The organism is Micromonospora sp. KC213 (assembly GCF_004348325.1).
GTDB lineage: Bacteria > Actinomycetota > Actinomycetes > Mycobacteriales > Micromonosporaceae > Micromonospora.
On sequence record NZ_SMKF01000014.1, the window covers coordinates 1 to 24,094 of the forward strand.

The 24,094-nt window shown below is 71.4% G+C and carries 17 protein-coding genes; 6 read left to right on the plus strand and 11 right to left on the minus strand.

All coding sequences use genetic code 11. The features are described from left to right. From E1166_RS05710 to E1166_RS05725, 3 genes are all read left to right on the plus strand, one after another. On the plus strand, positions 1–1,188 hold a 1,188-nt coding region (locus E1166_RS05710), incomplete at its 5' end, for a hypothetical protein (RefSeq protein ID WP_207914030.1). 33 nt (positions 1,189–1,221) lie between these two features. Further along, positions 1,222–1,698 carry a DUF5946 family protein gene (locus E1166_RS05715; protein WP_207914032.1) on the plus strand — a complete coding sequence of 159 codons (477 nt, stop codon included), beginning with the start codon at positions 1,222–1,224 and terminating at the stop codon, positions 1,696–1,698. Positions 1,699–1,813: 115 nt separating this feature from the next. Continuing rightward, on the plus strand, positions 1,814–2,296 hold the full coding sequence (locus tag E1166_RS05725; RefSeq protein ID WP_132336435.1) for a maleylpyruvate isomerase N-terminal domain-containing protein: 483 nt from the start codon (positions 1,814–1,816) through the stop codon (positions 2,294–2,296). A 64-nt stretch (positions 2,297–2,360) separates the two neighbouring features. Here the strand turns inward: E1166_RS05725 and E1166_RS05730 are convergent, their stop codons facing one another. Then, positions 2,361–5,378, minus strand: a complete 3,018-nt coding sequence (locus tag E1166_RS05730) for an RICIN domain-containing protein (protein ID WP_207914033.1) — start codon at positions 5,376–5,378, stop codon at positions 2,361–2,363. 414 nt (positions 5,379–5,792) lie between these two features. On the opposite strand from E1166_RS05730, the gene E1166_RS05735 reads away from it, so the two are divergent. Next, entirely contained in the window at positions 5,793–6,026 is a 234-nt protein-coding gene (locus tag E1166_RS05735; protein ID WP_132336439.1) for a hypothetical protein, read from the plus strand. A gap of 233 nt (positions 6,027–6,259) precedes the next feature. Here E1166_RS05735 and E1166_RS05740 read toward each other — a convergent pair whose 3' ends face one another. Further along, positions 6,260–6,916 carry a MerR family transcriptional regulator gene (locus tag E1166_RS05740; protein WP_132261336.1) on the minus strand — a complete coding sequence of 219 codons (657 nt, stop codon included), beginning with the start codon at positions 6,914–6,916 and terminating at the stop codon, positions 6,260–6,262. Between the two features lie 486 nt (positions 6,917–7,402). Between E1166_RS05740 and E1166_RS05745 the strand changes: the two genes are divergently transcribed. Continuing rightward, complete coding sequence (locus tag E1166_RS05745) at positions 7,403–8,140, plus strand: helix-turn-helix transcriptional regulator (protein WP_132336499.1); 738 nt, start codon at positions 7,403–7,405, stop codon at positions 8,138–8,140. Positions 8,141–8,312: 172 nt separating this feature from the next. On the opposite strand, the gene E1166_RS05750 is transcribed toward E1166_RS05745, so the two are convergent. The 9 genes from E1166_RS05750 to E1166_RS05790 form a co-directional block, all read right to left on the minus strand. Beyond that, entirely contained in the window at positions 8,313–9,653 is a 1,341-nt protein-coding gene (locus E1166_RS05750) for a cytochrome P450 (protein ID WP_243710202.1), read from the minus strand. 20 nt (positions 9,654–9,673) lie between these two features. After that, positions 9,674–10,213 (minus strand): flavin reductase family protein, encoded by a 540-nt coding sequence (locus tag E1166_RS05755; protein WP_132261338.1) that lies wholly within the window; start codon positions 10,211–10,213, stop codon positions 9,674–9,676. 23 nt (positions 10,214–10,236) lie between these two features. After that, on the minus strand, positions 10,237–10,665 hold the full coding sequence (locus E1166_RS05760; protein WP_132261339.1) for an acyl-CoA thioesterase: 429 nt from the start codon (positions 10,663–10,665) through the stop codon (positions 10,237–10,239). A 2-nt stretch (positions 10,666–10,667) separates the two neighbouring features. Next, complete coding sequence (locus E1166_RS05765) at positions 10,668–16,442, minus strand: type I polyketide synthase (RefSeq protein ID WP_132336443.1); 5,775 nt, start codon at positions 16,440–16,442, stop codon at positions 10,668–10,670. Beyond that, positions 16,439–17,446, minus strand: coding sequence for an enediyne biosynthesis protein (locus tag E1166_RS05770; protein ID WP_132261341.1), 1,008 nt, complete (start codon positions 17,444–17,446; stop codon positions 16,439–16,441). The genes E1166_RS05765 and E1166_RS05770 overlap by 4 nt, the downstream gene beginning before the upstream one ends. 5 nt (positions 17,447–17,451) lie before the next feature. Beyond that, positions 17,452–19,422 (minus strand): CRTAC1 family protein, encoded by a 1,971-nt coding sequence (locus tag E1166_RS05775; protein ID WP_132336445.1) that lies wholly within the window; start codon positions 19,420–19,422, stop codon positions 17,452–17,454. A gap of 3 nt (positions 19,423–19,425) precedes the next feature. Further along, complete coding sequence (locus E1166_RS05780; RefSeq protein ID WP_132336501.1) at positions 19,426–20,400, minus strand: DUF1702 family protein; 975 nt, start codon at positions 20,398–20,400, stop codon at positions 19,426–19,428. Between the two features lie 170 nt (positions 20,401–20,570). Further along, entirely contained in the window at positions 20,571–21,557 is a 987-nt protein-coding gene (locus E1166_RS05785) for a DUF1702 family protein (protein WP_132336447.1), read from the minus strand. 80 nt (positions 21,558–21,637) lie between these two features. Next, on the minus strand, positions 21,638–22,714 hold the full coding sequence (locus E1166_RS05790) for a carboxymuconolactone decarboxylase family protein (protein ID WP_132336449.1): 1,077 nt from the start codon (positions 22,712–22,714) through the stop codon (positions 21,638–21,640). A gap of 212 nt (positions 22,715–22,926) precedes the next feature. Between E1166_RS05790 and E1166_RS05795 the strand changes: the two genes are divergently transcribed. Then, the gene (locus E1166_RS05795; protein ID WP_132336451.1) at positions 22,927–23,958 is read left to right on the plus strand and encodes an SDR family NAD(P)-dependent oxidoreductase; all 1,032 of its coding nucleotides are present in this window, start codon (positions 22,927–22,929) and stop codon (positions 23,956–23,958) included. Positions 23,959–24,094: the final 136 nt, after the last annotated feature.

Genomic DNA, 24,094 nt, shown 5'->3' on the forward strand with positions numbered 1-24,094 from the left:
TCGCGGCACAGGGTCGGGCGGGCCGGGCGCACCGGCAGGCCCAGCCGCGCGCCGACCAGCCACGCGCCGACCAGCCGCGTCGCGACGACGCGCAGGACCGGCGCCGACACCGCCGCGGTTGAGGTGGCCCGCCGCTCATCCGGCTGTCTGCCGGTTCTCGTCCTGCTCCTGGCACCGTGTTTCCTCGGGTACGCGATCGGCCTTCCCGTACTCGCTCTGGCCTCACCGGCGCTCGTGCCCTATATCTACCTCCACGATCCGGCCCAGTTCGCCGAACACCGCACCATCGCACTGTCGACGCTGGCGGCCGCGCCGGTGCTCGCCTTCCTGCTGGTCCGCTGGGCCAGCCCCGCCGGCGGGCGGTTACGCGGTAGGCGCACCCGGCACGCGCCACCGAAGGGCCGGTTCAATCCCCGCGCCCGCCGCCCCAACCCGGTGCTGGGCTACCTGGGTCGGATCGCCCTCCTGCTGACCGCCACCTCCACCACGGCGCTGTGGCTGCTGCTGCGCAGCAACGACGGACGCGGTCCGCAGGCGATGCAGGAGACGCTGACCCTGGTCGGCGGCGTCGCCGGGGCGACGGTCGTGGTGCTCTTCGCCATCCGCCGCTGGGACCGGCCCTACATCGCACCGGTCACCCTGGCGACCGTCCGCACCCAGGCCCGGCAGGCCGAGAAGGCGCTGCGCCGGGTACGCGCCGACAACGTACGCGTCGAACGGCTGGTGGCCGAGGTCTCGGCGAAGCTGGTGGACGCGCACACCAGAACGGACTTCGCCACCCTGCGTACCCTGCACACCGAGTCGTACGGATGCGCCGACAGCGTGTACGCCCACTACCGCTCGGTGCAGGAGACGCTGGACACCATGACCCACACGGTCCGGAGCGTGCGGATGGGCAGGTGGCAGCCGACGGGTGCGGTCATCCGGGCGGTGAGCCGCGGTGCCCGCACGGAGGCGGCGCAAATGCGAGTGGCCACGGCCGGGCTCGCCGCGACGGTCGCGAGCCTGAACGCCGAAACGGCCCGCAACCGGAAGCTCGTCGATCAACTCAACATCCGCACGGCGGAGGTCAAACACCGGATCCGCGACGAGTGCGGTGCGGTCGGGTTGCGGTGGTTCGAAGACCTGGAGGCACGCCGGGAGGCGGCCCGCGCCGCCGAGGGCAAGCCGCTGCGCGCGGCACGCTGACCGGAAGCGACGCTGCCGATGGAGGATGCGGACGTGGCACACACGACCTGCGCGGAGTGCGGCGCGCCGCAGATGCCGCGGCCCTGCCAGGACCTGTTCCACGAACTGCTGGCGTTGGACTACTCGCAGCGGGCGCCGTGGGCGCCGGTGCACACCGTTTCGGTCGCGTGTTTCTACCTGCAGCACTCCTCGCACGTCCCGACAACCGGTCGCGACACGCACTGGGCGATCCTGCAGATGTATCTCCGGGATGGCCTGAGCGCTTTGCTGCCGGCAGCCCGGCAGGCCGTCCGAGGCAACTCGCATCGCTTCGGCGGTCGCAAACCCGCTGCGGACGACTTTGCCGGCGGGCCGCCATTCCCGGTGGCCGCGCCCGTGCCCGGGCGGTTCACCACCACCATCGTCGACGTCGCGCTCGACGGCACGTTCCCGCCCGAGGGCCACGAGGACCGCGTACGGCGCTGGGCCGCCGACACGGTCGCGGCCTGGACCCCCGCTGTGGACCGTTGACGGCGCTCGGGCACCGGCCCGTCCGGCAACCGGGCCGGTCATCACGGTGCGGACGGCAGCCGGGCGGCACCCGCCGACGGCGATCGGGAGATCGACGGTCATCGGCTGAGTCAACGTGGAGCGCTATCTCGACGCGCCGGTCCCCGAGGGCATGGACCAGATCGACGCGGTGCGGTACTTCCTGGCGGCCGGTGACCCGCAGGCCGGGCCCGAGGACCCGACCCAGCGACACATTCGCGCCCGAGGCGAGCAAGCCGCCGGAGGCGGTCCCGCCGATCTCGCCGACCGGTTCGACGCCGCCCGTGCCCGTCTGGGACTCCGCCTCGCCGACCTGCCAGGCGAACACCCGGTACTGGTGTTCGACCGCTGGGCCATGCCTCTCGACCAGTGCCTGATCACCCGCCTGATCGAACTCGCCGTCCACCTGGACGACCTCGCCGTGAGCCTCGACATGCCCACGCCCGCCATCCCCGACGAGGCCGCGGATGTCGTGGTCACCACCCTGGCCCGGATTGCCAGAGCACACCACGGCACCCTGCCGCTGCTGCGTACGCTCTCTCGCCGCGAGCGGGCACCCGACGGGATCAGCGCCTTCTGAAAGCGGTGCGGGCGGCTGGAGAGAGCGTTCCCGCCCTCTCCAGCCGCCCGCGCCGATCGATCTGTCAGCTCACCGTGACCAGTCTCCAGAGGTGGTCGTCGGTGCCGGTGTCGTTCCACTGGATCGCGGCGGCCCCGGCCGCGGTGGACATGTTGTTGATTCCGAGCACCAACCCGCTGTTCTTGTTGACCAGCTTGACGTACCCGCCACCGGCGTCGACCACCTGCCACAGGTGGTCCGCCGTCAGGGTGTCGCCCCACTGCAGAGCGGTCGCGCCGGCGGTGGTGGAGGCGCCGTTGATGCCGAGGACGAGACCGCTGTTGCGGTTGAAGATCTTGTAGTAGCCGTTCTCGGCCGGCGTCAGCTGCCACTGGTGGTTCAGGCTGGTGTCGGCCGCCTGCTGGGTGGCCGCCGCTCCGAAGCTGGGCGAATCGCCGGCGATGCCCAGCTCCAGGTTGCTGTTCTTGTTGACGATCTTCACCGGTGCCTGCACCGGGTACCAGGACTCCAGCTCGGTCACGCCCACGTACTTGCCGGCCTGTGGGGTGAACACGACCCGCAGCTGCGAGGTGGTCACCGTGGAGAACTTCACCTCGTTCGGCTTGTTCGCCACCGGGGTAACCGGCGTCTTGACCTGGTTCGGCACCGACTGCCACGTGCCGCCCGACAGATACTGCACGTCGAAGCTGACCGGGACGCGGACGTTCTGCCCGTCGTCGTACGTGTAGATCTTCACCTGGTTGACCGGGCGCTGGTACCCGAAGTCCACGCCGAGGTGATCGGTGCTGTTCGGCGAGCCGGCGTTGGTCCACCGGTCGTCCGGGGTCCGGTCGTACCGGATGTAGCCGTTGGTGGCCTTCAGCGGTAGGTCGTACGCCTCCACGCAGCGGGGGTTGTTGGCGCTGCGGCAGCGCTTGCCGTTGGACACGGTGTTGGTGTACGAGGCGAACGCCTTCGGGAACTTCTGCGTGTAGGTGCGGTTGTCCCAGCCCTTGAACCACTCCTGGTCGGCGTTCCAGGCGTTGGCCGCCACGTTCTCCAGCTTGGGCGTCGCCGCCGGGGCGACCGGGGCCGCCACCTGGACGGTGGTGTTGCCGAGGCTCGCCGACTGGTGGATGCGCGTGCCGTCCTGGAAGATCTGCAGGCCGGAGCCGTTGTTGTAGTGCGTGCCGTCCCGGTCCCACACGATGGTGTACGTGTGGCCGTGGTACGGCAGGTTCTGCAGGGCGAAATAGTTCCAGCCGTCCGGCACCAGCGGCTTGAGCACCAGGGTGTCGTCCGCCTGGGGCTTGATGCCCAGCAGGCCGCTGAGGACCAGGTCGACGAAGCTCGAGTGGTTGTAGTGCTCGCTGAAGTTGACCGCGTCGTAGACCCACTCGCCGGTGTCGCCGTTGGCGGCCTCGGCGACGTACGGCTTGCCGTTCTTGTACTGCAGCGCGGCGAACTGGCTGAGCAGAGTGTTGTAGGTCTGCTTGGTGACGTGGCTCTGCGCCGGGTAGTCCTGGAGCAGGTTCGCCAGCCCGGTCAGCGTCGCGCTCGTCGCGAACGGCCAGCTCGGCCCGTTCCAGTGGCAGCAGTTCGTGTCGTCGAAGTTCTGCGTCGCCGGGTACGCCTGGTAGTTGAAGTAGGGGTTCGCGGTGATCCGGTCCAGTTCCGCGTACCCGGTGGCACCCCTCATGAACTTGAGCGTGTTGGCGCCGGCCTTCATCGGCACCTGGACGGTCACCACCTGCGAGTTGGAGAACGAGCCCCAGGCACCGGTCACCGGGTAGCTCACCGTCATGGGCGTGGTCGCCCCGTTGACGTACAGGTTGTGCGTCGAGGTGGCACCGGTGGCGTTGGCGTAGTAGATGTTCACCGGGTACGTCCCCACGCCCGGAGCGTTCACGGTGAACGTCACGTGGCTGTCGGAGAAGTCGATCTGCCCGACGTACTGGCCGTTCGAGGCGCTCGACGCGGTGCGGATGTTCGCCCGGCCAACCGTGGCCTGCTCGGCCTCGAAGTCGTGCACCCGCTCCAGCGTGTAGGGGCCGTACGCCCCGGCGAAGCGCTGCGGGTCGGTCAGGTACTTCCAGGCCGCGGAGTACTGCGGGTCCGGCAGCCCGAACGCCCAGGGGGCGAAGCCCATCGCCTCCCGCCACGTGGTGCGGGTCCAGGCGATGCCGCTGTTGGTGGAGTGGTTGTTGTAGACGTGCATGAAGAACTGCCGCTGCGGGTCCCACAGCGAGTTCTGCACCCCGGCCTTGAGCGCGGCGGCCCTGGCGGCGTAGTCGTTGGCGGTCGTGGTGTCCCCGGTCATCGTGGCGATCTTGCTGATCGCCTGGGCAGCCGCGTACATGTAGCTGTTGATCGTCGGCCGGTAGCCCAGGCCACCACCGAACCAGTCCGTGCTGCGCATCGAGGTCTCGGTGTACTCGGTGGCGTCCGAGAGCGGGGACTGGAAGTACAGGTCGTCGGTGGTCGGGGCCCCGTTGACGGTGATGTTCTGGGTGAAGTTGGAGTCCCACTTCTTGTACAGCGCGATGAACTGCGGCAGGTACGCCTTGAGCTGCGTCGCGTCGCCGGTTGCCAGGTAGCGCTGGTACGCCGCGCTGGCGATCCACTCGCTGAAACCGCGGTTGCTGCCCACCCCGGACCCACGCAGCCAGTATTCCAGGTAGTCGTCGGTGTACTTGCGGTCACGCAGCCACCGGCCGTCGAGGATGTGGTATCCGGCCGCGTCCACCAGGCCGCTGTAGGAATCAGCGCGTGAGTACCAGACGGGCTGGTCGTACTCGGTGGAGATGTATCCGGTGCCCGGCACCGTGTAGCGCAACGCTCGCTTGTGGGTGCTCCACCGGTAGTAGTAGACGTCGTTGATCTTCGTGTCGGGAGTGTCGAGGAACGGGATATTGTCCTTGTACCACTGCGGCTCGTCGAGACCTTGGGCGGCGAGGATGCCGTCCTCGTCGAGCACCGAGGCGCCGGCGGCCCGGGCGGGGGTGTCGCTCTGGGCCTCCGTCACGCCCCAGGCGAGGCTGGCGACCAGCGCTAGCGAGAGGGCAGCGGGAAGCGTACGGCGACGAGGGTGGGTACTGCGCACGAAATCTCCAACCGTGCGAGAAGTTGCGGGGTGGGGTTTTGTGGTGTGGGAGGCGGGGATGGCTGTTAGCGCTAACATGCGGGGTGGTCCGATTGTGGCGGGCGGCAATCCGCTCGTCAACGGCCACTTCACCGGCACCATCGGGCACCCTCGCGCCGGCCGACGCGTTCCCCGGCCGGGCGTCCATGCGGTGCGGCCGGGCGGTGACATCTGCACGCCGGACCTGGTGGCGCTGGCCGGAGTACCCGCCGGCCCGTCGCGCCGCACCTCTGGCGAGGAAGCGGACCACCGGACTCAGTGCTGCACGTTCGGGGTACGGGTGGGCGGCACCCGGGGCCGGGACGACATGGTCACCGTCACGGCCGTCCGGTACCCCAGGACAGTAGGGCCGCGGACGGCGACGGCGCGGCACGGATGGCCCACCGGTACGCGCTCCACCGGTATCGCAGGGGTGGACAGGTCCGTGACGTCACCGGGCTCGCCGCAGCCACCTTCGTGGAGCCGAGCACGCCGCCCGTGACAATGCTGGCCGCCTACGACGGGAACCTGCGGGTGGAGGCGATGTGGCTGGGCAGCCGCCGCGACGACCCACAGGACGTGCAGCGGCGACTGGTCGCGGTCGCCGATTCCATCGTGGCGAGACTCTGACAGCACGACGACCCACCAGAGGGCCCCTGCATTGGTCAGCGCCGTGTTCGCGGGCGTCCACCGTGGTGGGTGCCGCGCCGGGCGCGAACGCGACGAGGCCCGGTGAACTGCGGCAACGCTAGACGGGAGCATCGGTCAGCGACCGCCCAGGCCGCTGGACGGCAGGTTTCCCGTCAGATGGGTCCTCCCTCTGGAGGCTTTTCTTCCACGTTGCTTTTCCCGTCCCAGGAACGCTACTCCGCGTGAGATCCGCCGATGCCACCCTGTGCACGCAGGGCCAACTGGTGCTCCTGGGCGAGTGCCCGCAGCGCAGTGAAAGCCGCCTCGAACAGAACCAGCCGGGCAACCCAGGCACTGGCCAAGGCTTCCGTGGCAGTCTCACCGGAGAGCGACTCGATGTCGTACGCCGACAGCCGATCGGCCGCCCGGACATAAGGGGCGAGGTAATCCATGTCGAACTGGTCGTCGAGTTCACGTAACGCCACAAGCACCTGAACCAGTGCGGACCGGGCCGGCGCCCGCGGGTCGACCTGCCAACCGAGTCGACTGATGCACTCATCCACCTGCCCTCGGAGCCTCCCGACCTCCGCAGGCTCGTCCGGAGTCGGCGGCAGTGCGGCGAACAGCGCGTCGTTGACGGCGGCACAGAGCCCGGCCAGCGACATCTCTCGATCGTCGATGGCGGCCAGGATCCCGCGCACCGAGGCCAGACTGAAGCGGCCGACGACGGTGAGGACCTGGATCAACTGCAGGCGCGACAGGTGCCCCTCGTCGTAGTTCGCCTGGTTGCGAGCCGTACGGGCGCCGGGCGGAAGCAGGCCTTCCCGCAGGTAGAACTTGATGGTGGCAACCGGCAACCCGCTCCGCCTGCCAAGTTCCGAGATGCGCATCGAGCTCCGTGGGAAATGGTGACTCTACCTCCCGACAGTCTGCCACACCCACCCTCGTATCGCGATTGTCCGGTATGCGGCTGCTGGCCGAATCGTCACCGCGGCCACCCGCCGGTAAATGGATAGCAGGACTGACTAATCATGCATTGTCCCGCTAGTCGGTGACTGCGCTGGGTGACATCGACACCGGGCTTAACTGTCACGATGAGTAATCACATGATCACGACACATATTGCCGCCCGGACCTGGGTCGGCTAGCATCGGTTCAGTCATTGGGGCAACGATTCCCGGCGTCAATACCGTCACTCGTCGTACATGCCGGCCTGGCAGCGAAGAGCACATGAATAACTGTTGACGAAGCCGTGTTGCCGCACCCTGGGCAAAACATCTGGCAGTTCCGGGAAACCGTTGTCGAGGTGGCCATCGAAAAAGGGGGAGAAATTGACGGAGCCGAGCGAGAAAGCCGCCGAACGCGTCATCGAGTTCATGCACGACAATCTCGGTGAGCAACTCACGATTGACGACATGGCCCGGGCGGCGCTGTTCAGCAAGTTCCACTTCTCTCGGATCTTCCAGCGAGCGACGGGGTTGTCGCCGGGTCGGTTCTTGTCGGCCCTGCGGTTGCAACGGGCCAAGCAGCTGCTGGTGTCCACGTCCCTGAGCGTGGCGGACGTCAGCCTCCGGGTCGGTTACGCCAGTGTCGGCACCTTCAGTTCCCGCTTCACCCGTAGCGTGGGCCTGTCACCGACGACGTACCGGCGGCTCGGAGGGTTCACCACGCGGGTGCCCGTCGAGGACGGACAGGCCATCGTCAACCGGCCAGCGGGCCGCGTCCAGGGCCGGTTGACATGTGCCCCGGAACTGCCGGGCAGCCGAATCTTCGTCGGCGTGTTCCCGGAGCGCATCCCCGAGGGCCGACCGGTGCAGTGCTGCATCCTGGACCGGCCCGGGAAGTTCGTACTCGACCGGGTTCCCGCCGGGGTGTGGCACATCCTGGCCCACTCCGCCGCGGAGGAGCACACCGCGTCCCCGACCACCGGCACCCTGGTGGGCAGCCACGGCCCGGTGGCCGTCCGGCGGGACAGCGTTGTGGAGGTCGAGATGACCCTGCAACCGATGCGGATCATCGATCCGCCGGTGCTGCTCGCCCTGCTGGACGTTCGGCGCTCGGCCATCGAGCGGGTCGCCGCCGAACGCCGGCCGGTCGGAGTCAGCAGCCGCTGACCAGCCCACCACCCGGCCCGGCCGGGTACGACGGCCGTGCTTGATCGACTCCGTTCGGCGCAGATGGCGGTGTCCCGATGCAGGGACACCGCCATCTGCGGCACACGGCCGGGGCGGCCCGGCAGAGGGCCGGGCGGCCCGGCGGCCAGGCGGGCCTACCCGACCGCCGCGGTCAGTCCAGGGGCTCCACCCGCACCGGCAGCCCGCCCCGCACCCGCAGCGACAGCATCGGCTCGGGAACGACCTGGTGGGTCGGTACCCGGGTGAGCCGCAACTCCCGCGACACCAGGGCGAGAACGAAGGTGGCCTCCAGCATTCCCAGGTTGTTGCCGACGCAGAACCGGGGACCGGCCCCGAACGGCACGTACGCGTACCGAGGCCGGTCGGTCGGCCGGCCCGGGTCGAAACGCTCCGGGTCGAAGCGGTCCGGCTCCGGCCAGAACGCCGGATGGCGGTGCAGGGTGTACGGGCAGATCAACACGTCGGCGCCGGCCGGCACGTCGTACCCGCCGACGGTGTCGGGCCCCTGTGCCTTGCGCGACAGCATCCACACCGGCGGGAAGAGCCGCATCACCTCGTGCAGCACCATCGTGGTGTACCGCAGCGCGGACAGATCCTCGTACGTCGGAAGCCGGTCCCCGAGCACCGCGACAGCCTCGGCGTGCAGCCGCTCCCGGACCTCCGGGTAGCGGTCCACCAGATAAAAGCTCCACCCCAGGGTGCTGGCCGTGGTCTCGTGCCCGGCCAGCAGCAGGGTGACCAGTTCGTCGCGCATCCGCTGGCGCCCCCGCCGGGGGTCCGCCTCCCGCCGGGTGGACTGGATCAGCCGGGACAGGGCGTCGTCCCCGTCGGGGTTCTGCCCGTCCCGCGCCACCCGCTCGGTCACCATCCGGTCGACCACGCCCTGCAGGTCCCGCCGGGCTCGCCGGAACCTCAGCTGCTTGGGCAGCGGCACCCACATCGGCACCATGCTCATCGTGGCCAGCTCGAACATGGCCTGGTCCTGCATCGCCTCGAAGGACCGACCGATCGAGTGGTACGCGCTCAGGTCCGTGTCGAGCAGGGTACGACCGAGCACCCCGAGGGTCAGCGCGGTCAGCTCCTGGATCAGGTCGACCGGACCGTCGCCGCGCAGCGCCCGGAGCCGGGCGACGAAGCCGGCCGCCTCCTCCGCCACCACCCCCGCCTGGCCGGCGATGCGCTTGGCCTGGAACACCGGCTGGGTGGCCCGGCGCTGGGTGCGCCACAGTTCCCCCTCGCTGGTGAGCAGCCCGTCGCCCAGCGCCCGGCGGGCGTGCACCAGACCGATGCCCTTGTGGTAGTTCTGGCTGTTGTCGGTGAGTACGTGCTTGGCGTGGTCGGGATGGTTGAAGAAGTAGAACGGCCGCGGCGGCGGCGCCAGCCGGACCGCGTCGCCGTACCGGTGGGCCGCCGACGACATCAGCCCGAGCCGGTCGGACCCGAACTTCCACAGTGTGCTGATCAGTTCCCGGCCGTGCGGACCGGGCGGCACGGCGCGGACACCGGTGAGAGTCACCTCCGCACCTCGCTCCGGTCCGGCCCGACCTGACGGAACCGTCCCCGCAGGAACAGCATGGGCTCCTCCTCACTGAGCCGCTCCACCGTCAACAGCCGGCCGATGAAGATGGAGTGGTCACCGCCGTCGTACGCGCGCCAGAGCCGGCACTCGAAGCCGGCCAGGGCGCCGGAGATCAGGGGCGCCCCGGTGGCCCGGCCGGGCACCCAGTCGACCGTGTCGAACTGGGCCCGGCCGAGCGGCCGCCACCGGTTGGCGAAGTGCCGGGCGACGGGCTCCTGGCCCGCCGCCAGGACGGAGACCCCGAACGCGCCGGCGGCGTGCAGGGTGTCGTGCATGACCGCCTTCCGGTCCACGCAGACCAGGATCAGGGGCGGATCCAGGGAGACCGAGGTGAACGAGTTGGCGGTCATGCCGTGCGGTTCCTGCCCACCGACGGTCACCACGGTGACCCCGGTGGCGAACGTGCCGAACGCCCCACGCAGCTGTTCGGGGTCGACCAGCTCGCCGGTCGTCGGTTGATGGTTGACGGTCACGGTGGTCCTCCCTCCGCCCGCGGTCACGCCCGGTACGGCTGCAACGCGCGGACCAGTGGTTCCGGCACCCGGGCCGGGACGGTACGGGTGTTCGGTCCCCGCATGCAGGCCACCCGCTGCCGGCCCCGGGCGATCAGCGTCTCGCCGCCCCCGGGGTCGAGCCGGACGTAGTCGAAGCTGAACTCGATCTGCGTCTGCGCCAGGTCGACCAGGCGCATGCGGATCGACAGTTCGTCGAAGGCGGTGATCTCCGCGAAGAACTCGCAGTCGACCTTCAGGGTGAACAGCTTCAGGTCGTCCTGGAGTTCGGCCAGCACCTCCGGTGCGAGCCGCTTGAGGAACATCTCCCGGCACCGCCCCTGCCAGCGCAGGTAGTTGACGTAGTAGACGTTGCCGACGATGTTGGTCTCCTCGAAGCCGACCGTGTGCAGGTACTCGAAGTGGTCCGCCACGATCAGTCCTCCTTCCCGCACAGCACCGCGAAGACGATCGGCTCGGGCCGGTCGCGGAGGGTGGTCACCAGCGTCGCGATCCGCAGCGTGCCGCTGGCGAACACCAACCAGCCGTCCCGCCGTTCCTCGGACAGGGCCAGCGGGCCGCCCGTCGTCAGACCCGCCTTCTGCAGGCACTCCAGAGCGGTCCACACCCGGGTGGCGGCGACGTCGGCGCCCTCACCGGTCTCTGCCGTGATCAGTTCGGCCAGGGGCCGGTGGCCACCGAGTAGCTGTCCCCAGTCCTCCGGGCTGCGCTGCGCCACCGACTCGACGTCACAGCCGACCGGGCCGGTGGCCGCGACCGCCACCGTCAGCCCCGCGCCGTGCGCGGCGGAGACCCGGTGGTCCCCGTCGATGGAAGGCGCCCCGTCCGGCCGGTAGCGGAGTGCCACCGCGCGGCCCAGGGCCCGGCCCACGGCCACCGCGGTCCGTTCCCGACGGGCGGCGACGCCCTCGGCCGGATGGGCCGGGTCGTCCGGTTCCACCGCCACCGCGACCGCCGCACCGAGCAGGTCCCCCACGGCCCGTTCCAGGTAGGAACCGAGCAGCGGCGCGACCCAGGGGCCGGAGCCGTCCTTCTTGCGGACCGCCCGCAACCGCAGGCCAGCCCACCGCTCGACGACCTCGCCGGCGGCGTCGCGGACGGCGATGTCGTAGACGTAGGTGTCCCCGTCCCGGCTCCGTTCCGTGGCGCAGTACCGCAGTTGGCCGTCGGCCGGCCGGGCGCCAGACGGGACGATCCGCTCCACGCCCTGCGGCAGCAGGGTGCCGTCCGGGACGCAGACCTGGTTGCCGTGCATCAGCGCGTCCCGCATGCCGGGGTCGCCGAGCAGCAACTGGGCCGGCAGGAAGCCGGCGAACCAGTCGCCGTCCGCGACGACGGCCACGTCGGCGTCGACGTCGCGGGCCGCGGCCCGGTGGTACCGGAGCAGCCGCCGGAACCGGTCGCCCTGGAACAGGGTGTCGCCGTACAGGTCGCGTGCCGGGTCGAGCGGTACGGCCGGCAGTCCGTCGCCGACCTGCTCCGGCGGTCCGGCGAGCACGCCGGGGTCACCGAAGCGCAGCCGGGCGCGGAAGTGGTCGGCCGCGAATCCGGTCTCGGCGCTGCGGATGGCGATGTCCACGGTGTCGTCGTCGGTGACGACACCCGCGATCCGGACGGTGGTGCTGCCGTCCGGCGGCACCACGATGGGCCGCAGGAACTCGGCCTGCTCGATGACGGGTACCGTGCTCCGGCCGGTCAACGCGGTGGCCACCTGGGTCATCGCCTCCATGCCGAACACCGCCGGGAACAGCAGGTTCCCGTCGAGCAGGTGGTCGGCGAGGTAGAGGTCGGCGCCCGGGCTGAGCGTGGTCTCGGTGACCAGCTCCACCTGGTGGTAGTGGACCAGGGGTTTGTCGACGAACCGGAGCAGCGGCAGCTCGGGCAGGTCGTAGCGGACGGTGCCGAGACCCTGGGTCCGGCCGCTGACCACGACCACCGAGGGGGCGTCCGGATCGGTGACGAGCCGGCGCATCAGGGCCACGCCCTGGTCCAGCGAGACGGGCGTGACGCCCTCACGGGACAGGCTCTCCACCACCGACAGCCGCTCGCCCATGCCGACACCGGACCAGACCGACCACTCCACGCAGAGGCTGCGGCAGTCGGGGTGCCGGCGGCCGAAGTCGGCGGTCAGCTCCGCCAGCCACTCGTTGGCGGTCGCGTAGTGCGCCTCGCCCCGCAGCCCGGCCCGCCCGATGATGCTGCCGAAGGTGACCAGCAGCCGCAGCCGGTCCGGGTCGACCGCGTCGAGCACCGCCCGCAGGCCGCCGACCTTCGGGGCGAAGGTGCGCCGCACCGTGGCCATGTCCAGGTTCCCCAGGGCCGTCGGCTCGTTGCGGCCGGCTCCGTGCAGGACCGCGGTGACCGGACCGAGCGCGTCGGTCACCTCGGCCACCGCCCGCCGGACCTGTTCGGGGTCGGTGACGTCGGCGCGGGCGTAGTGCACCCGTACCCCGCCGGCCGCCATCCGCCTCAGGTTGTCGGCCAGTTCGGCGTCCTGGGCGGGGTCGGAGCGGCCGAGCACGGCCAGCCGGGCCCCGCTGTCCATGGCGAGCGCCAGCGCGCACTCGGCGGTGATGCCCTTGCCGCCGCCGGTGACCAGCAGGACATCGTCGTCGCCCAGGGGCGGGGCGGACCGGGCCGGCCGGACCGGCATCGCCCGCAGGATGGGTACCCGACGGACGCCGTCGGCGTCGTAGTGGACCTCGACGAAGTCCTCCGTCGCGGCCACCTCGTCGCGGATCCGTTCGGCGGTGACCACCGGCAGTGGCGCGTGCACGACGGTCACCCGCAGGTGGGGTGCCTCCAGGCGCAGGGTCTTGGCCAGTCCCGCCGCGCCCCGACCGTCCTGCAGCAGCACGTACCGGGTGCCGGGGCCGCCGCCGAGCGCGGCGCGCGCACCCAACAGGGCCAGTTCCAACTGCTCGTCGACGCAGTCGGTGGGCAGGCAGACCAGCACACCGGAACCGACAGCGCCCTGTTCCAGCGCCTCACGCAGGTGACCGGCGAGTTCGTGGTCCTCCGGCGCGTAGACCTGCCAGCGTCCGTTGCCCTCGCCGGTGCGCGGCTGCGGCGGCGGCACCACGTCGAGGTCGACGGTGAACGCCCGGGCCCAGGCGGCGGCCCCGGTGACCGGGGTGCTGCGGGCGCTGTCCTCGGGGCGCGCGGTGCTGACCAGTTCGTCGAGCGCCTCGGCCAGTTCCCGGACGGTGGCGGTGGCGAAATTGGTCGGTGTGTCGGCCGCCGCGATGCCCTGGCGCTGGGCGGCCTGGTTGACCACCTGCCCCACGGTGATCGAACTGAGGTGCAGGTCGTCGAGGAGCCGACTGTCGTCCCGCACCATCTCCAACGGCAGTTCGGCCCGCTCGGCGGCGAGCCGCCGCAGCAGTTCCAGGCTCGACTCCCCCTCGCGTGCCGCAGCGGTCTCCACCGGGGCGGAGGCCACCGCTGCCCGCTTCACTTTCGGCGCGGCCACCTGCGGCGCCTGCTCGCAGGGGCTTTCGAAGAAGCGGAACTGGCGACCCAGTTCCAGGGGCCGGACCAGCCGTCCGTGCAGCAGCCCGGTCTGCAGGTCCCCGGCCGCCGTGACGTACGCCGCGGCGGCCACCCGCAGCAGCCCGCCGAGGGATTCGTCGTCGGTGTCGAGGGCGACCGCGGGAACGTCGGTGACCTCCGCGGCCAACCCGCTGAGCACCCGCCCCGGGCCGACCTCGACGAACAGGTCGATGTCCTTGGCGGCCACCTCCACCGCCTGGGCGAAGAGCACCGGATCGGTGATCTGCCGGTGCAGCAACGCCGCGAGGTCGGTCTCCGGGGCCAGCACGTCGCCGGTCACCGTGGAGACCACCGACCGGCCGACGGCTCCGAAGCGTTCCCCGGCGAGGTGCCCGGCGAACGCGGCGGCGGCCGGAGCCACCAGCGGCGAGTGGAAGGCGTGCGAGACGGCGATCCGGTTGGCCCGCAGGCCGTCCTTCCGGGCTCGGGCGCACAGTGCGTCGACGGCGTCGACCGGGCCGGCGACGACGGTCTGGGTGGGACCGTTGTAACCGGCGACGACCAGCGGTGTACCGCTGATCAGCCCGGTGACGACCTCGGCGGAGGCCGCCACGCTCGCCATCGTCCCGGACGCGCTGTGTTCGGCCATGGTGCGCCCCCGCACCCCGGCCACCCGCAGCAGCGTCGCCTCGTCCATGGCCCCGGCCCAGTGCAGCGCCGACAGTTCGCCGAGGCTGTGCCCGACCGCCACGGCGGCCTCCAGCCCCAGCTCGGTCAGGGCCGTCAGGCCGGCCATCGAGCCGGTGACGATGCGCGGCTGGGCGACCGCCGTGGCGACCATGTCGCCGCTGGTGGGCAACGCCGCGCGGGCGTAGACCCGGTCCACCTCGGGGAAGCGGCGGCGCAGCGCCCCGCCGCTGGTGCCCCGGCCGGAGCCCTGGCCGGGGAAGAGGTAGCCGACCCGGCCGGTGCCGTTGGTGTGGTTGAGGAAGCAGCGGCCGTCCGGGGAGAACATCCGGGTCTCGCCGCCGTCGAGCGCGTCCGCGATCCGCCGCAGCTGGTGCTCGGCGTCCTCCGGGGAGGCGACCACCACGGCGGCCCGGTAGGGCAGGTCGCGCAGCTCGGCGTGCAGGGTCGCGGCCAGGTCGGTGAGCTGACCGTACGCGACGGTCGGCACGAACTCGATCAGCCGGCCGACGCGGTCGCGCAGATCCCGGGCGGAGAGCGCGTCGAACAGCAGCAGCTCCAGGTCCTGGCGGGACGACGCCAGCGCCCGGGTACGGGTGTCCAGCGCCCCACGCCGCCGGGGCCTGCGCTTCTCCAGCACGACGTGGGTGTTGATGCCGCCGAAGCCCATCGCGGTGATGCCGGCGCGGACCGGCACGTCGGTGGGCCAGCCCTCCGCCTTCGGTAGCACCCGCAGGGCGGCGTCGTCGGCGGTGAGCAGCTCGTGCGGGTCGACGCAGCCGATCGCCGGCGGGAGCACCTCGTGGTGCACCGCCATCGCGGCCTTGATCAGGCCGGCGACGCCGGCGGCAGCCTTGGTGTGGCCGATCATGCCCTTGATCGAGCTGATCGCGGCGGGCCGGGCATCCGGGTCGGCGTCCCGGCGGGCGGTGGAGAGCGCCCGCAGTTCGGTGGCGTCCCCGACCGCGGTGCCGGTGCCGTGCCCCTCGAACAGGCCGACGGTGTCGATGCCGAAGCCGGCCCGCTCGTACGCCCGGCGCAGCGCCAGCCGGTACCCGTTGACCTCGGGCCGGGTGATGCCGCCCTTGCCGTCGGAGGAGATGCCCCAGCCGGCGATCGTGGCGTACACCCGGTGGCCGGCCTCGACGGCGTCCCGTTCGCGCATCAGCACGGTCATCCCGCAGCCCTCGCCGGGCCAGAAGCCGTTGGAGCGCTGGTCGTACACCCGCATCTCGCTGCGGGCCAGCGCGCCGGTCTTGGCGAAGCCGACGATCTCGAACGGGTCGATGGACAGGTCCACGCCGCCGGCCACCGCCACGTCGACGTCCCCGTCGATCAGAGACTTGCAGGCGGTCGCCACGGACAGCAGGGACGACGAGCAGGCACCGTCGACGGTGTAGCCGCCGCCCTTGAGGTCGAAGTGGTTGCAGATCCGTCCGGCGATGGTGTTCGACAGGCCACCGGCCAGGGTGTCCTCGTCGATCTCGGGGAACGGCGACTTGTAGCGGGTCTCGAAGTCGGCCATGAAGACGTCGAGCTGGTCGTCGTTCCAGTCCTGCTCCTTGAGCGCGGCGGCGACCATCCGGCGGACGTACGGCCAGCGCAGCCGTAGCTGGTTGGCGCGGGAGAACTCACCGGTGAGGCTGTTGCCGATCACCACGCAGGTGCGGTCCCGGGGCAGCCCCTCGGCCATCGGGAAGCCGGCGTCGGCCAGCGCCGTGGCGGCCACGTCGAGGGCGAGCCAGTGGGTCAGGTCGGTGGACCGGTAGGTGCTTCCGGCGACCTTGTACGCGACCCGGTCGAACTCGTACCCCTCGATGACCGCGGCGTTGCGGGCGTAGAACCGGTCGGGGGCGGCGGGGTCGGCGTCCCAGTAGTCCTCCAGCCGCATCCGCACGTCGGGCAGGCGGCGGAAGGCGCGGCGCCCGGCGAGCGCGTTCTCCCACAGTTCGCGCGGGGACGCGGCGTCCGGGTAGCGGCACGCCATGCCCACGACGGCGATCCTGCTCATGCCGGTACCACCTTCCGGTCACCGTGCACCGGGCCGCCGTTGACCGAGATCGCGGACACCGGGGTGGCCGGTGCCGGCTCGCTCGCTGGTGGCGGCGCGGCGGCTCGCTCGGCGCGGGCCTTGTCGATGAAGTGCAGGGCCCAGTGGAAGCCGCCACGGGCCAGGCAGACGAGTGCGGTGGCGAAGAAGATGCCGTAGGCGATCCCGGCTCCGGTGAGGAAGGCGTACACGACGGCTACCCCGGCGCCGAAGGCGAACTGCGCGGCCGGGTGGGAGGGCGTGGTCCCCGGGTCGGTGACCATGTAGTTGGTGAAGAGGATGAACGCGGTGCCGGTCATCATCGCCAGCGCGCCGGGGATCGAGGTGTCCAGGATCAGGCCACGCACGACCGCCTGGATCGCGAAGGCGAGCAGCCAGCCGAAGATCAGCCACATCCGGCCGGTCAGCTTTCCGTTGATCATGGTGCCGCCGAGGATGATCAGCAGTGGCAGCGCCCAGTCCAGCGGGCCGGAGATGTGCTCGGTGAAGTGGTACGGCGGGGCGATGCTGCCCCAGGGGAAGAGCAGCAGGATGACGGCGATGCCGAAGTTCGACGGGTTCATGTAGTGCCGCATCCGGCCCTTGACCGGCGCCCGCAGCACCCACTTGGCGCCGATCGCCACCGACACCCCGAAGATCAGCACCAGGACCTGGTCGTTGACGTAGGTCAGCATGTTCATCGCCAGGCTGGTGATGTGCGCCGGGTAGAGGAACTCGACCAGGCCGCGTACGCCGTTGCCGAGGAAACGGGGCCGGCGGCCCTCCATCCGGGCTCCGATCACCTCCAGCACGATCTCCAGGGTGTAACCGGTGGCCAGGGCCACGAACGGCCACAGCCACGGCTGCTCGAACCCGAGCACGGTGTACCCGACGATGTTGAAGACCGTGATGGAGATGGCGAAGTTCCGCAGAGCCTTGACCACCTTGAGGTCGTGGCGCGGAGGGCTGATCGTGGTCTCAGCCATGTCGGTCACCTTTCCTGAGCCTGCGAGCCGAGCTGGATCGAGTGCCAGCCCGGGGTCAACGTGAGGGTCTGCTTGTGGGTGCGGCCGGTCCGGTCCCGCCAGCACAGCTGCACCTCGACCGGGCCGGTCACGTTCCGGCCGAGTCCGACGTGGACCTCGCTGCTGCGCTTGCCGGAGTGGCCGCTGCCGCCGTCGACGCGGCCGAGGAGTTTGCGGCCGTCGCCGGTGGTGACGGTGACCTGGGCGCCGACCGCGGGGGAACCGGTGACCGGCTTGCCCGCCGGGGTCTGGCCCGGGGCCGCCCCCTCGTGGGTCAGCCGCAGTCCCAGGAACGCCCCCGGTGACGGGCTGTCGTTGTGGTAGAAGACCGGCTCGTCCCACTGCCGGGCGACCGCGAAGTCCAGCCGGCCGTCGCCGTCGGCGTCGCCGGTGGCGATGCCCCGGGTCGGCACCGGGATGTCCAGGCCGAGTTCACCGGCCAGGTCCACGTACCGGCCGTCCTCGCCCTTGGCGAAGAAGTGCAGCCGCTGGCTGCCGCCGATGTCGTCGCCGGCGGTGACGTGCGGCCACCACAACGGGTTGGCCAGCAGCTCGTCGTTGGCGGTGGCCAGCTCCTGCAACTGCGGCCAGCGGTTCACGTCGCCCTTGACGAAACCGGTGGTCTGGGCGACGACGAGGTCACCGCCGTTGTCGAAGTCGGCCAGCTTAACGTCCCAGCCCCAGCCGGACCAGGCCAGCCCGAGCGGCGCGCTGCGGTCGTCGAAGGGCGCTTTGCCCCGGGCGAACTGCCGGGCCAGGTCGCCGTGGTCCCGGGCGGAGTTGACGAAGGCGAAGTGGCTTTCCTCGATCCCGAAGGAGGTGGTGATGTTGCTGACGAACATGTCGTAGAGGCCGTCGCCGTCGAGGTCGCCGAAGTCGACGCCCATGCCCTTGAAGGAGTCCAAACCGACCCGCTTGGACTTCGGGACCAGGGCGCTGCCGCGGGCGCTCTCCACCAGGGCAAACTTGATCTTCCCTGGGGTGGAGCGGTTGTGCAGCAGCCGGTCCGGGCCGAAGTCGTGCGCCACGTACAGCTCGGGCAGCAGGTCACCGTCGAGGTCGTTGGCCCCGGCGGCGAGCGCCCAGCCCTTGGAGACGTCGCGGGGCAGCACGTTGTCGACCTTCTGGAAGGTGGCCGTGGGCTCGGCGCCGCCGCTGCCGCCGGTGAAGCGGAAGAAGTAGTCCTCCCCGCCGTTCAGGCCGTACGACATCGACCGGTTCATCTCGACGCCGCCGTTCTGCGAGTCGTCCAGCACCGGCCCGTGCGGGAAGTAGTTGCCGATGAAGATGTCGACGTGACCGTCGCCGTCGAAGTCGTCGACCGCGGCGGCGTTCGTGTTCCACTGCGGCTCGGTGTACTCCGTGCTGGAGCCGGGCACCAGCTCGACCGGCCGGTACGCGGCGGTGGACAGCGACCGGGCGCCGTCGCGGGCGAGGTAGATGATCGGCGTGCGGCCCCAGAGGTAGACCAGCAGGTCCATCCGGCCGTCCTCGTTGAAGTCGCCCGGCACGCAACCCATCGGCGCCATCACGTCGTTCATCGGCAGGGGAGCCGGGTCGAGCGCGAACGGGGCGTACCGGTCGGACTTCGCACCGGGCGTCGGAGTGACCACCACCTGATCGGTGCGGGGGTCGGTGATGCAGAGGTCGTTCGCGAGGCCGTCGCCGTCGAGGTCGTTCATCGCGACCCCGGAACCGACCGAGGAGATCCAGGCGTCGATGTTGCGGTAACGCTGGTTGACCTTGCGGATGGTCTGCTGCGGGAATCCGGCGGGCAGCGCGATCGAGGTCGGGCTGAACGCGTACCGCTGCGCCAGGTCGTCCCGTTCGGCCGCCGACGCCGTCGGCAGTCGGGACGCGAAGAACAGGCTCGCCATGACGGCGAGGGCGATGACCCCGGCCAGGTTCCGCCGAAGCCAGCCTACTGACATAGACATCTGCTAGTTCCTCCCGATCGCCACGAACTCGTCGGCGACCCGCTGTCGCCAGATCTCGTACGCCGGCAGCTGGTGGCCGTCCGGCGTGGCTGGACGTCGCTGCTCGGTCAACTCGGCCGCCCGCGCGGTGCTCATCCCGCAGAACACCTCGGCAGCCAGCTCGTTGTGCGGTACGACCAGGCCGGCCCGGACCCGGGCGGTCGCCCCGAAGGCGCTGCCCTGGGCGAGCTGCGGTCGGTACTGGCCGGCACGCTGCCAGAACGCCCGCAGCTCGGCCTCCTCGCCGCCACCGGCGTAGGTGGCGGCGAGGCCGGCGCCGCCGAACAGGTCGGCCCGGCGGTGCGGCGCGAACCCGCCGATCGTGTCGACCACCCGGTCCGGGTCGGTGCCGCAGACGAACCACAACGCCCGCCCGATGCCCTGGTCGATGGCGCGGTTGGCGTACCCCGCCGGGCCGCCGCCCGGCCACCGGAACCCGGGGTCCTGGTACCGGGCCCGCACGTACCGATCGGTGTGGAAGTACGCCTGGTGGAAGCCGTAGCCGTCGAGGACCAGCCAACGCAGCAGCGGGTCCGGCATGGCGAGCCGGTGCCACAGGAACCGGGGCAGCCGGGCCATCGCCCAGCCGACGCCCACGTACGCCATGTAGAGGTGGGCCGACCCGACGCCGTCCAGGAATCGCTCGACCCGTCTCCCCCGGACCGGCGACAGCGCGTCGACAATTGCGAGTGCCATTGCCGCACCTTCGTAGGCGAACCCACGGAAACGGCGCTCCAATTGATCCAGGTGTGGCGCGAAGTCCTCATCCGTGCGCGATTGGGCAGCGGCTGCGAAGCCGGTGAGAAATGACTCGCCGACCGTCTCCAGCACGGTTCGGGTGGCCCGGCTCTTGATGTGGAATCCCCGCACGTCGAGCCTGGTCTGGGAAACGTCCGGCGTCAGGACGCGACGCCTGAGCGTACGCCAGTAGGTGGTCAAAGCGTCCCCCAAGAAAGATCGGAAAGCAACCGTTTAAGGTGCTCCTGGACGATCCTGCCAGGCAGCCCGACACACGTCTTCTTCAGAATTGCCGAGCCCGGCAAGCAGCACGGGATAATTGCCGACAAGGACAGTGTCGAGCAATAAGTAATCCATCGGAACGAACGAGCTCAGGAAGGATGCGTGGTCAGGCAACGCACCCGGACCCGCCGCCGCCACTCCTCGTACGCCGGCACCCCGAGCGGGGCCCGCAGGTCGACGGCCACATCGTCGGCCAGCTCCGCCGCCCCGGCCACCGACATCCCGGTGAACAACCGGGTCGCCTGCTCCGAGTGCGCCGGGACGTGCCCACTGAACGCCCGCGCCTTGGCCGCGAAGACCGCGCCCTGGGCCAGATCGCCACGGTGCTCGCCGGCCGCCTCGCCGAGCGCGGTCAGCGCCCCCTGGTCGGCGCCGCCGGCGAACGTCGCCGCCAACCCCACACCGCTCCACAGGTCGGGCCGGCGTTCGGTGGCGAACGCGCGCACCGCCGCCGCCACGTCGACGCTCCGCGCCCCGTGGATGAACCACAGCGCCCGGCCGATGCCTTGGTCGACGGCTTTCGGGAAGTACCCGGCGTCGCCCTGCCACGGGTACGGTCGCAGCCGCTCCTGGGCCCGCACCACCCGGTCGGTGTCGAAGTAGGCCCGGTCGAAGCCGTACCCGTCGACGGCCAGCCAGCTCATCGTCGGGTGGTACGGCATGCCGGGCAGGTCGGGCAGCACCGTCCGCCAGAGCCGGCGGGGCAGCCGGGCCATCGCGAACCCGATGCCGATGTAGGCCAGGAACAGGTGCGGCCGGCCGGGCCCCAGCAGCAGCTCACGGGTGAGCGAACCGCGCCCTGCGCGCATCGCGTCGCGGACCGTGCAGGCCATGGTGGCCCCCTCGTACGCGAAGCCGCGCAGCGCCACGTCGACCAGTTCCAGCCGGCGTTCCAGCTCCCACTGGTCCCGGGCGTCCACCCCCCACTCGAAGCCGCAGACCACCGACTGCGGCACCGCCTCCAACCAGCGGGCCACGGCCGCGTCCGGCTTCGGGAAGCCCCGCCGCGCGAAACCGACCTCGGCCAGTGACGGAGCCAGTGCCAGCCGGCGCAACGAACCCAGGACGGTCGACACGTTCGCCTCCTCTTGGTCGGAAGATTCGGGTCGCCGACGTCCCGAGGGCTCTCGGTCGTCCTCCCGGGACGCCGGCGAGGTCACTGCGGTGGTGCCGCCCGGTCCGGAGCCAGGTGCCAGGCACCCACCCGCCGGGCGGCGGCGAGGCTGGCCCAGGCGGCCACCTCCACCAGCTCGCGGTCACCGGGGTGCTCCCGCCGGAACTCCGCCACCACGCTCTCGTCCACCTGGTACGAAGCCACGGCGGTGAGCAGGGCGAGCCGCCCGGCGGCCCGCTGCCGTACCGGCAACCGCTCGACGAGGTCCTCGCACCACTGCCGGTCCAGTCCGGTCTCCTCGCCCCGCCAGTCGGCCAGGAGCTGGTGCACCAGTGCCCGGACCGCCGGGGGCACCGAGCGGTCGCCGGCCGCCTCCAGGGCGGCGTACGCGCGGGCCACGGCGCCGGCGACCGTCTCGCTGCCGGCGGCCCAGCCGGCGTCGGTCGGCAGCGGCGTCGCCGGCAGCAGCGACAGGGCGCGTCCGGCCGGAACCTCCCGCAGAGTGGGGCTGAGCAGGAGGCTGATGCCGTGCTTGAGGCGGCGTCGGGCGGCCGGGGTCAACCGGGGCGGCAGCAGGAAACTGGCGAGAAAGACGTTCACCATCCGGGTCAGGTAGTGGAAGGCCACCACCACGCCCACCAGCTCGGCTCGCTGCTCCTCGGCGAAGGGCGCCGCCGAGCCGGCCTGCTCGTCGGGCAGGTGCGCGGTACGGGCCCAGTGCACCAGCGGGCGCAACGTCGGATCCGCCACGTCGCCGGGCCGGTCGGCGACGATCGCCTCCGCGTCGTCGGCGTCGGCCAGGTCGTACATGCCGGTGCTGTGCATGTCCACGCAGTACGGGCAGATGTTGGCCACCGACACGGCGGCGGCCACCGCCTCCTTGGTGGCCCGGTCGACGGCCCCGGCGGCCATCAGCGGTTCCCGCATCAGCATCCAGTACGCGGCGAGCACCTCCGGGGACGGCGAGTGCAGCAGCACCGGCGGGATGACCAGCCGCATCTCCTGCTCGACCTGGTCGTAGACGGCGGCGACCAGCCCTTCGGCGGCGGCCCGCGCGACCGGCGTGACGTGCTTGACCTGACGCTGGACAACCGACGATACGACCCGGCTGGCGAGCATGCCGCCTCCCTGGTGCTGCGGTGGGTGGACTCCCGCCGGTATCCGGTCGGGGGTTGTTGCCAGCATGGCCGGCTCCGCTCGGCCGGAAAAACTCCGAGATTGCGCACCTGTGGCACCCACCGGACGGCCCGACGTGCGCACGGCAGGAGAACCGCGAACGGCTCACGGTCGTCGATAATCACCGGCGTGACCGCCGTACCGAGGAGGAACGGATGAGGGTTCTGGTGACCGGCGGTACCGGCTTCGTCGGGTCGCACACGGTGGCCGCGCTGCACCGCGACGGCCACCGGATCCGGCTCCTGGCCCGGGATCCGGCCCGGGTACGGCCGGTGCTCGCCCCGCTCGGCGTCGACCCGGAGCAGGTCGAGGTGACCTGCGGGGACGTGACCGACCCCGACGACGTGGCCGCCGCGGTCGCCGGCTGCGACGCGGTGCTGCACGCCGCCGGCGTGTACAGCTTCGACCCGCGCCGGCACCGGCGGATGCGGGCGGTCAACGTACGCGGCACCGAGTTGGTGCTCGCCGCCGCCCGGGCCGCCGCCGTCGACCGGGTGGTGCACGTGTCCACCTTCGGTGCGCTGCTGCCCTGCGGGGCCGGGCCGGTCACCCCGGACACCCCGGTCGGCGCTCCCCGGGAGACGTACCTGGCCAGCAAGGCAGCGGCGGACGCGGTCGCCCGTCGGCACCAGGGCGAGGGCGCCCCGGTCCTGATCAGCTACCCGCCGGCCGTGCTCGGGCCGCACGACCCGCACCTCGGCGACCAGACCACCCGGATCCGCAACGCCCTGCGCGGGCTGATGCCGATCTGGCCACGGGGCGGCTTCCCCGTCGGCGACGTCCGGGACCTGGCCCGGCTGCACGCCGCGTTGCTCGCATCGAAGCCACGCTCCGGGCGGTATCTCGGCCCCGGGGCCTACGTCGACACCGGCGCGCTGCTCGACACGCTGCGTGCCGTCACCGGCCGGCGGCTGCCGGCCGTCCGGCTGCCCGCCGCGGCGATGCTGCCGGTCGGCGTGCTGGCCGGCCTGGCACAGCACGTCGTCCCGGTGCACATACCCGCCGAGTACGGGGCCATCTACACCTGCCGGGTGGCCCGCCCGATGGACACTCACGCCACCGACGAGCTGCTCGGCCGGCCGGCCCGCCCGCTCGGCGAGACCCTGGCCGACACGGTGCGCTGGCTGCACGCCGCCGGCCATCTCAGCCGCCGGCTGGCCGGCCGGGCAGCCGGCCCACCGCCGTGAGGCCGGCTCGGCAGCCCGCCGTGAGGCCGGGCGTCGCGTTGAGGACCTGGGCGTCCGGCCGGTGCCAGGCGGCCTGCCAGGCGGAAAAAGCGGCTGGGCAGCCGCGTCGTGCCGCCTGCGGGCGAGCAGTCCAACC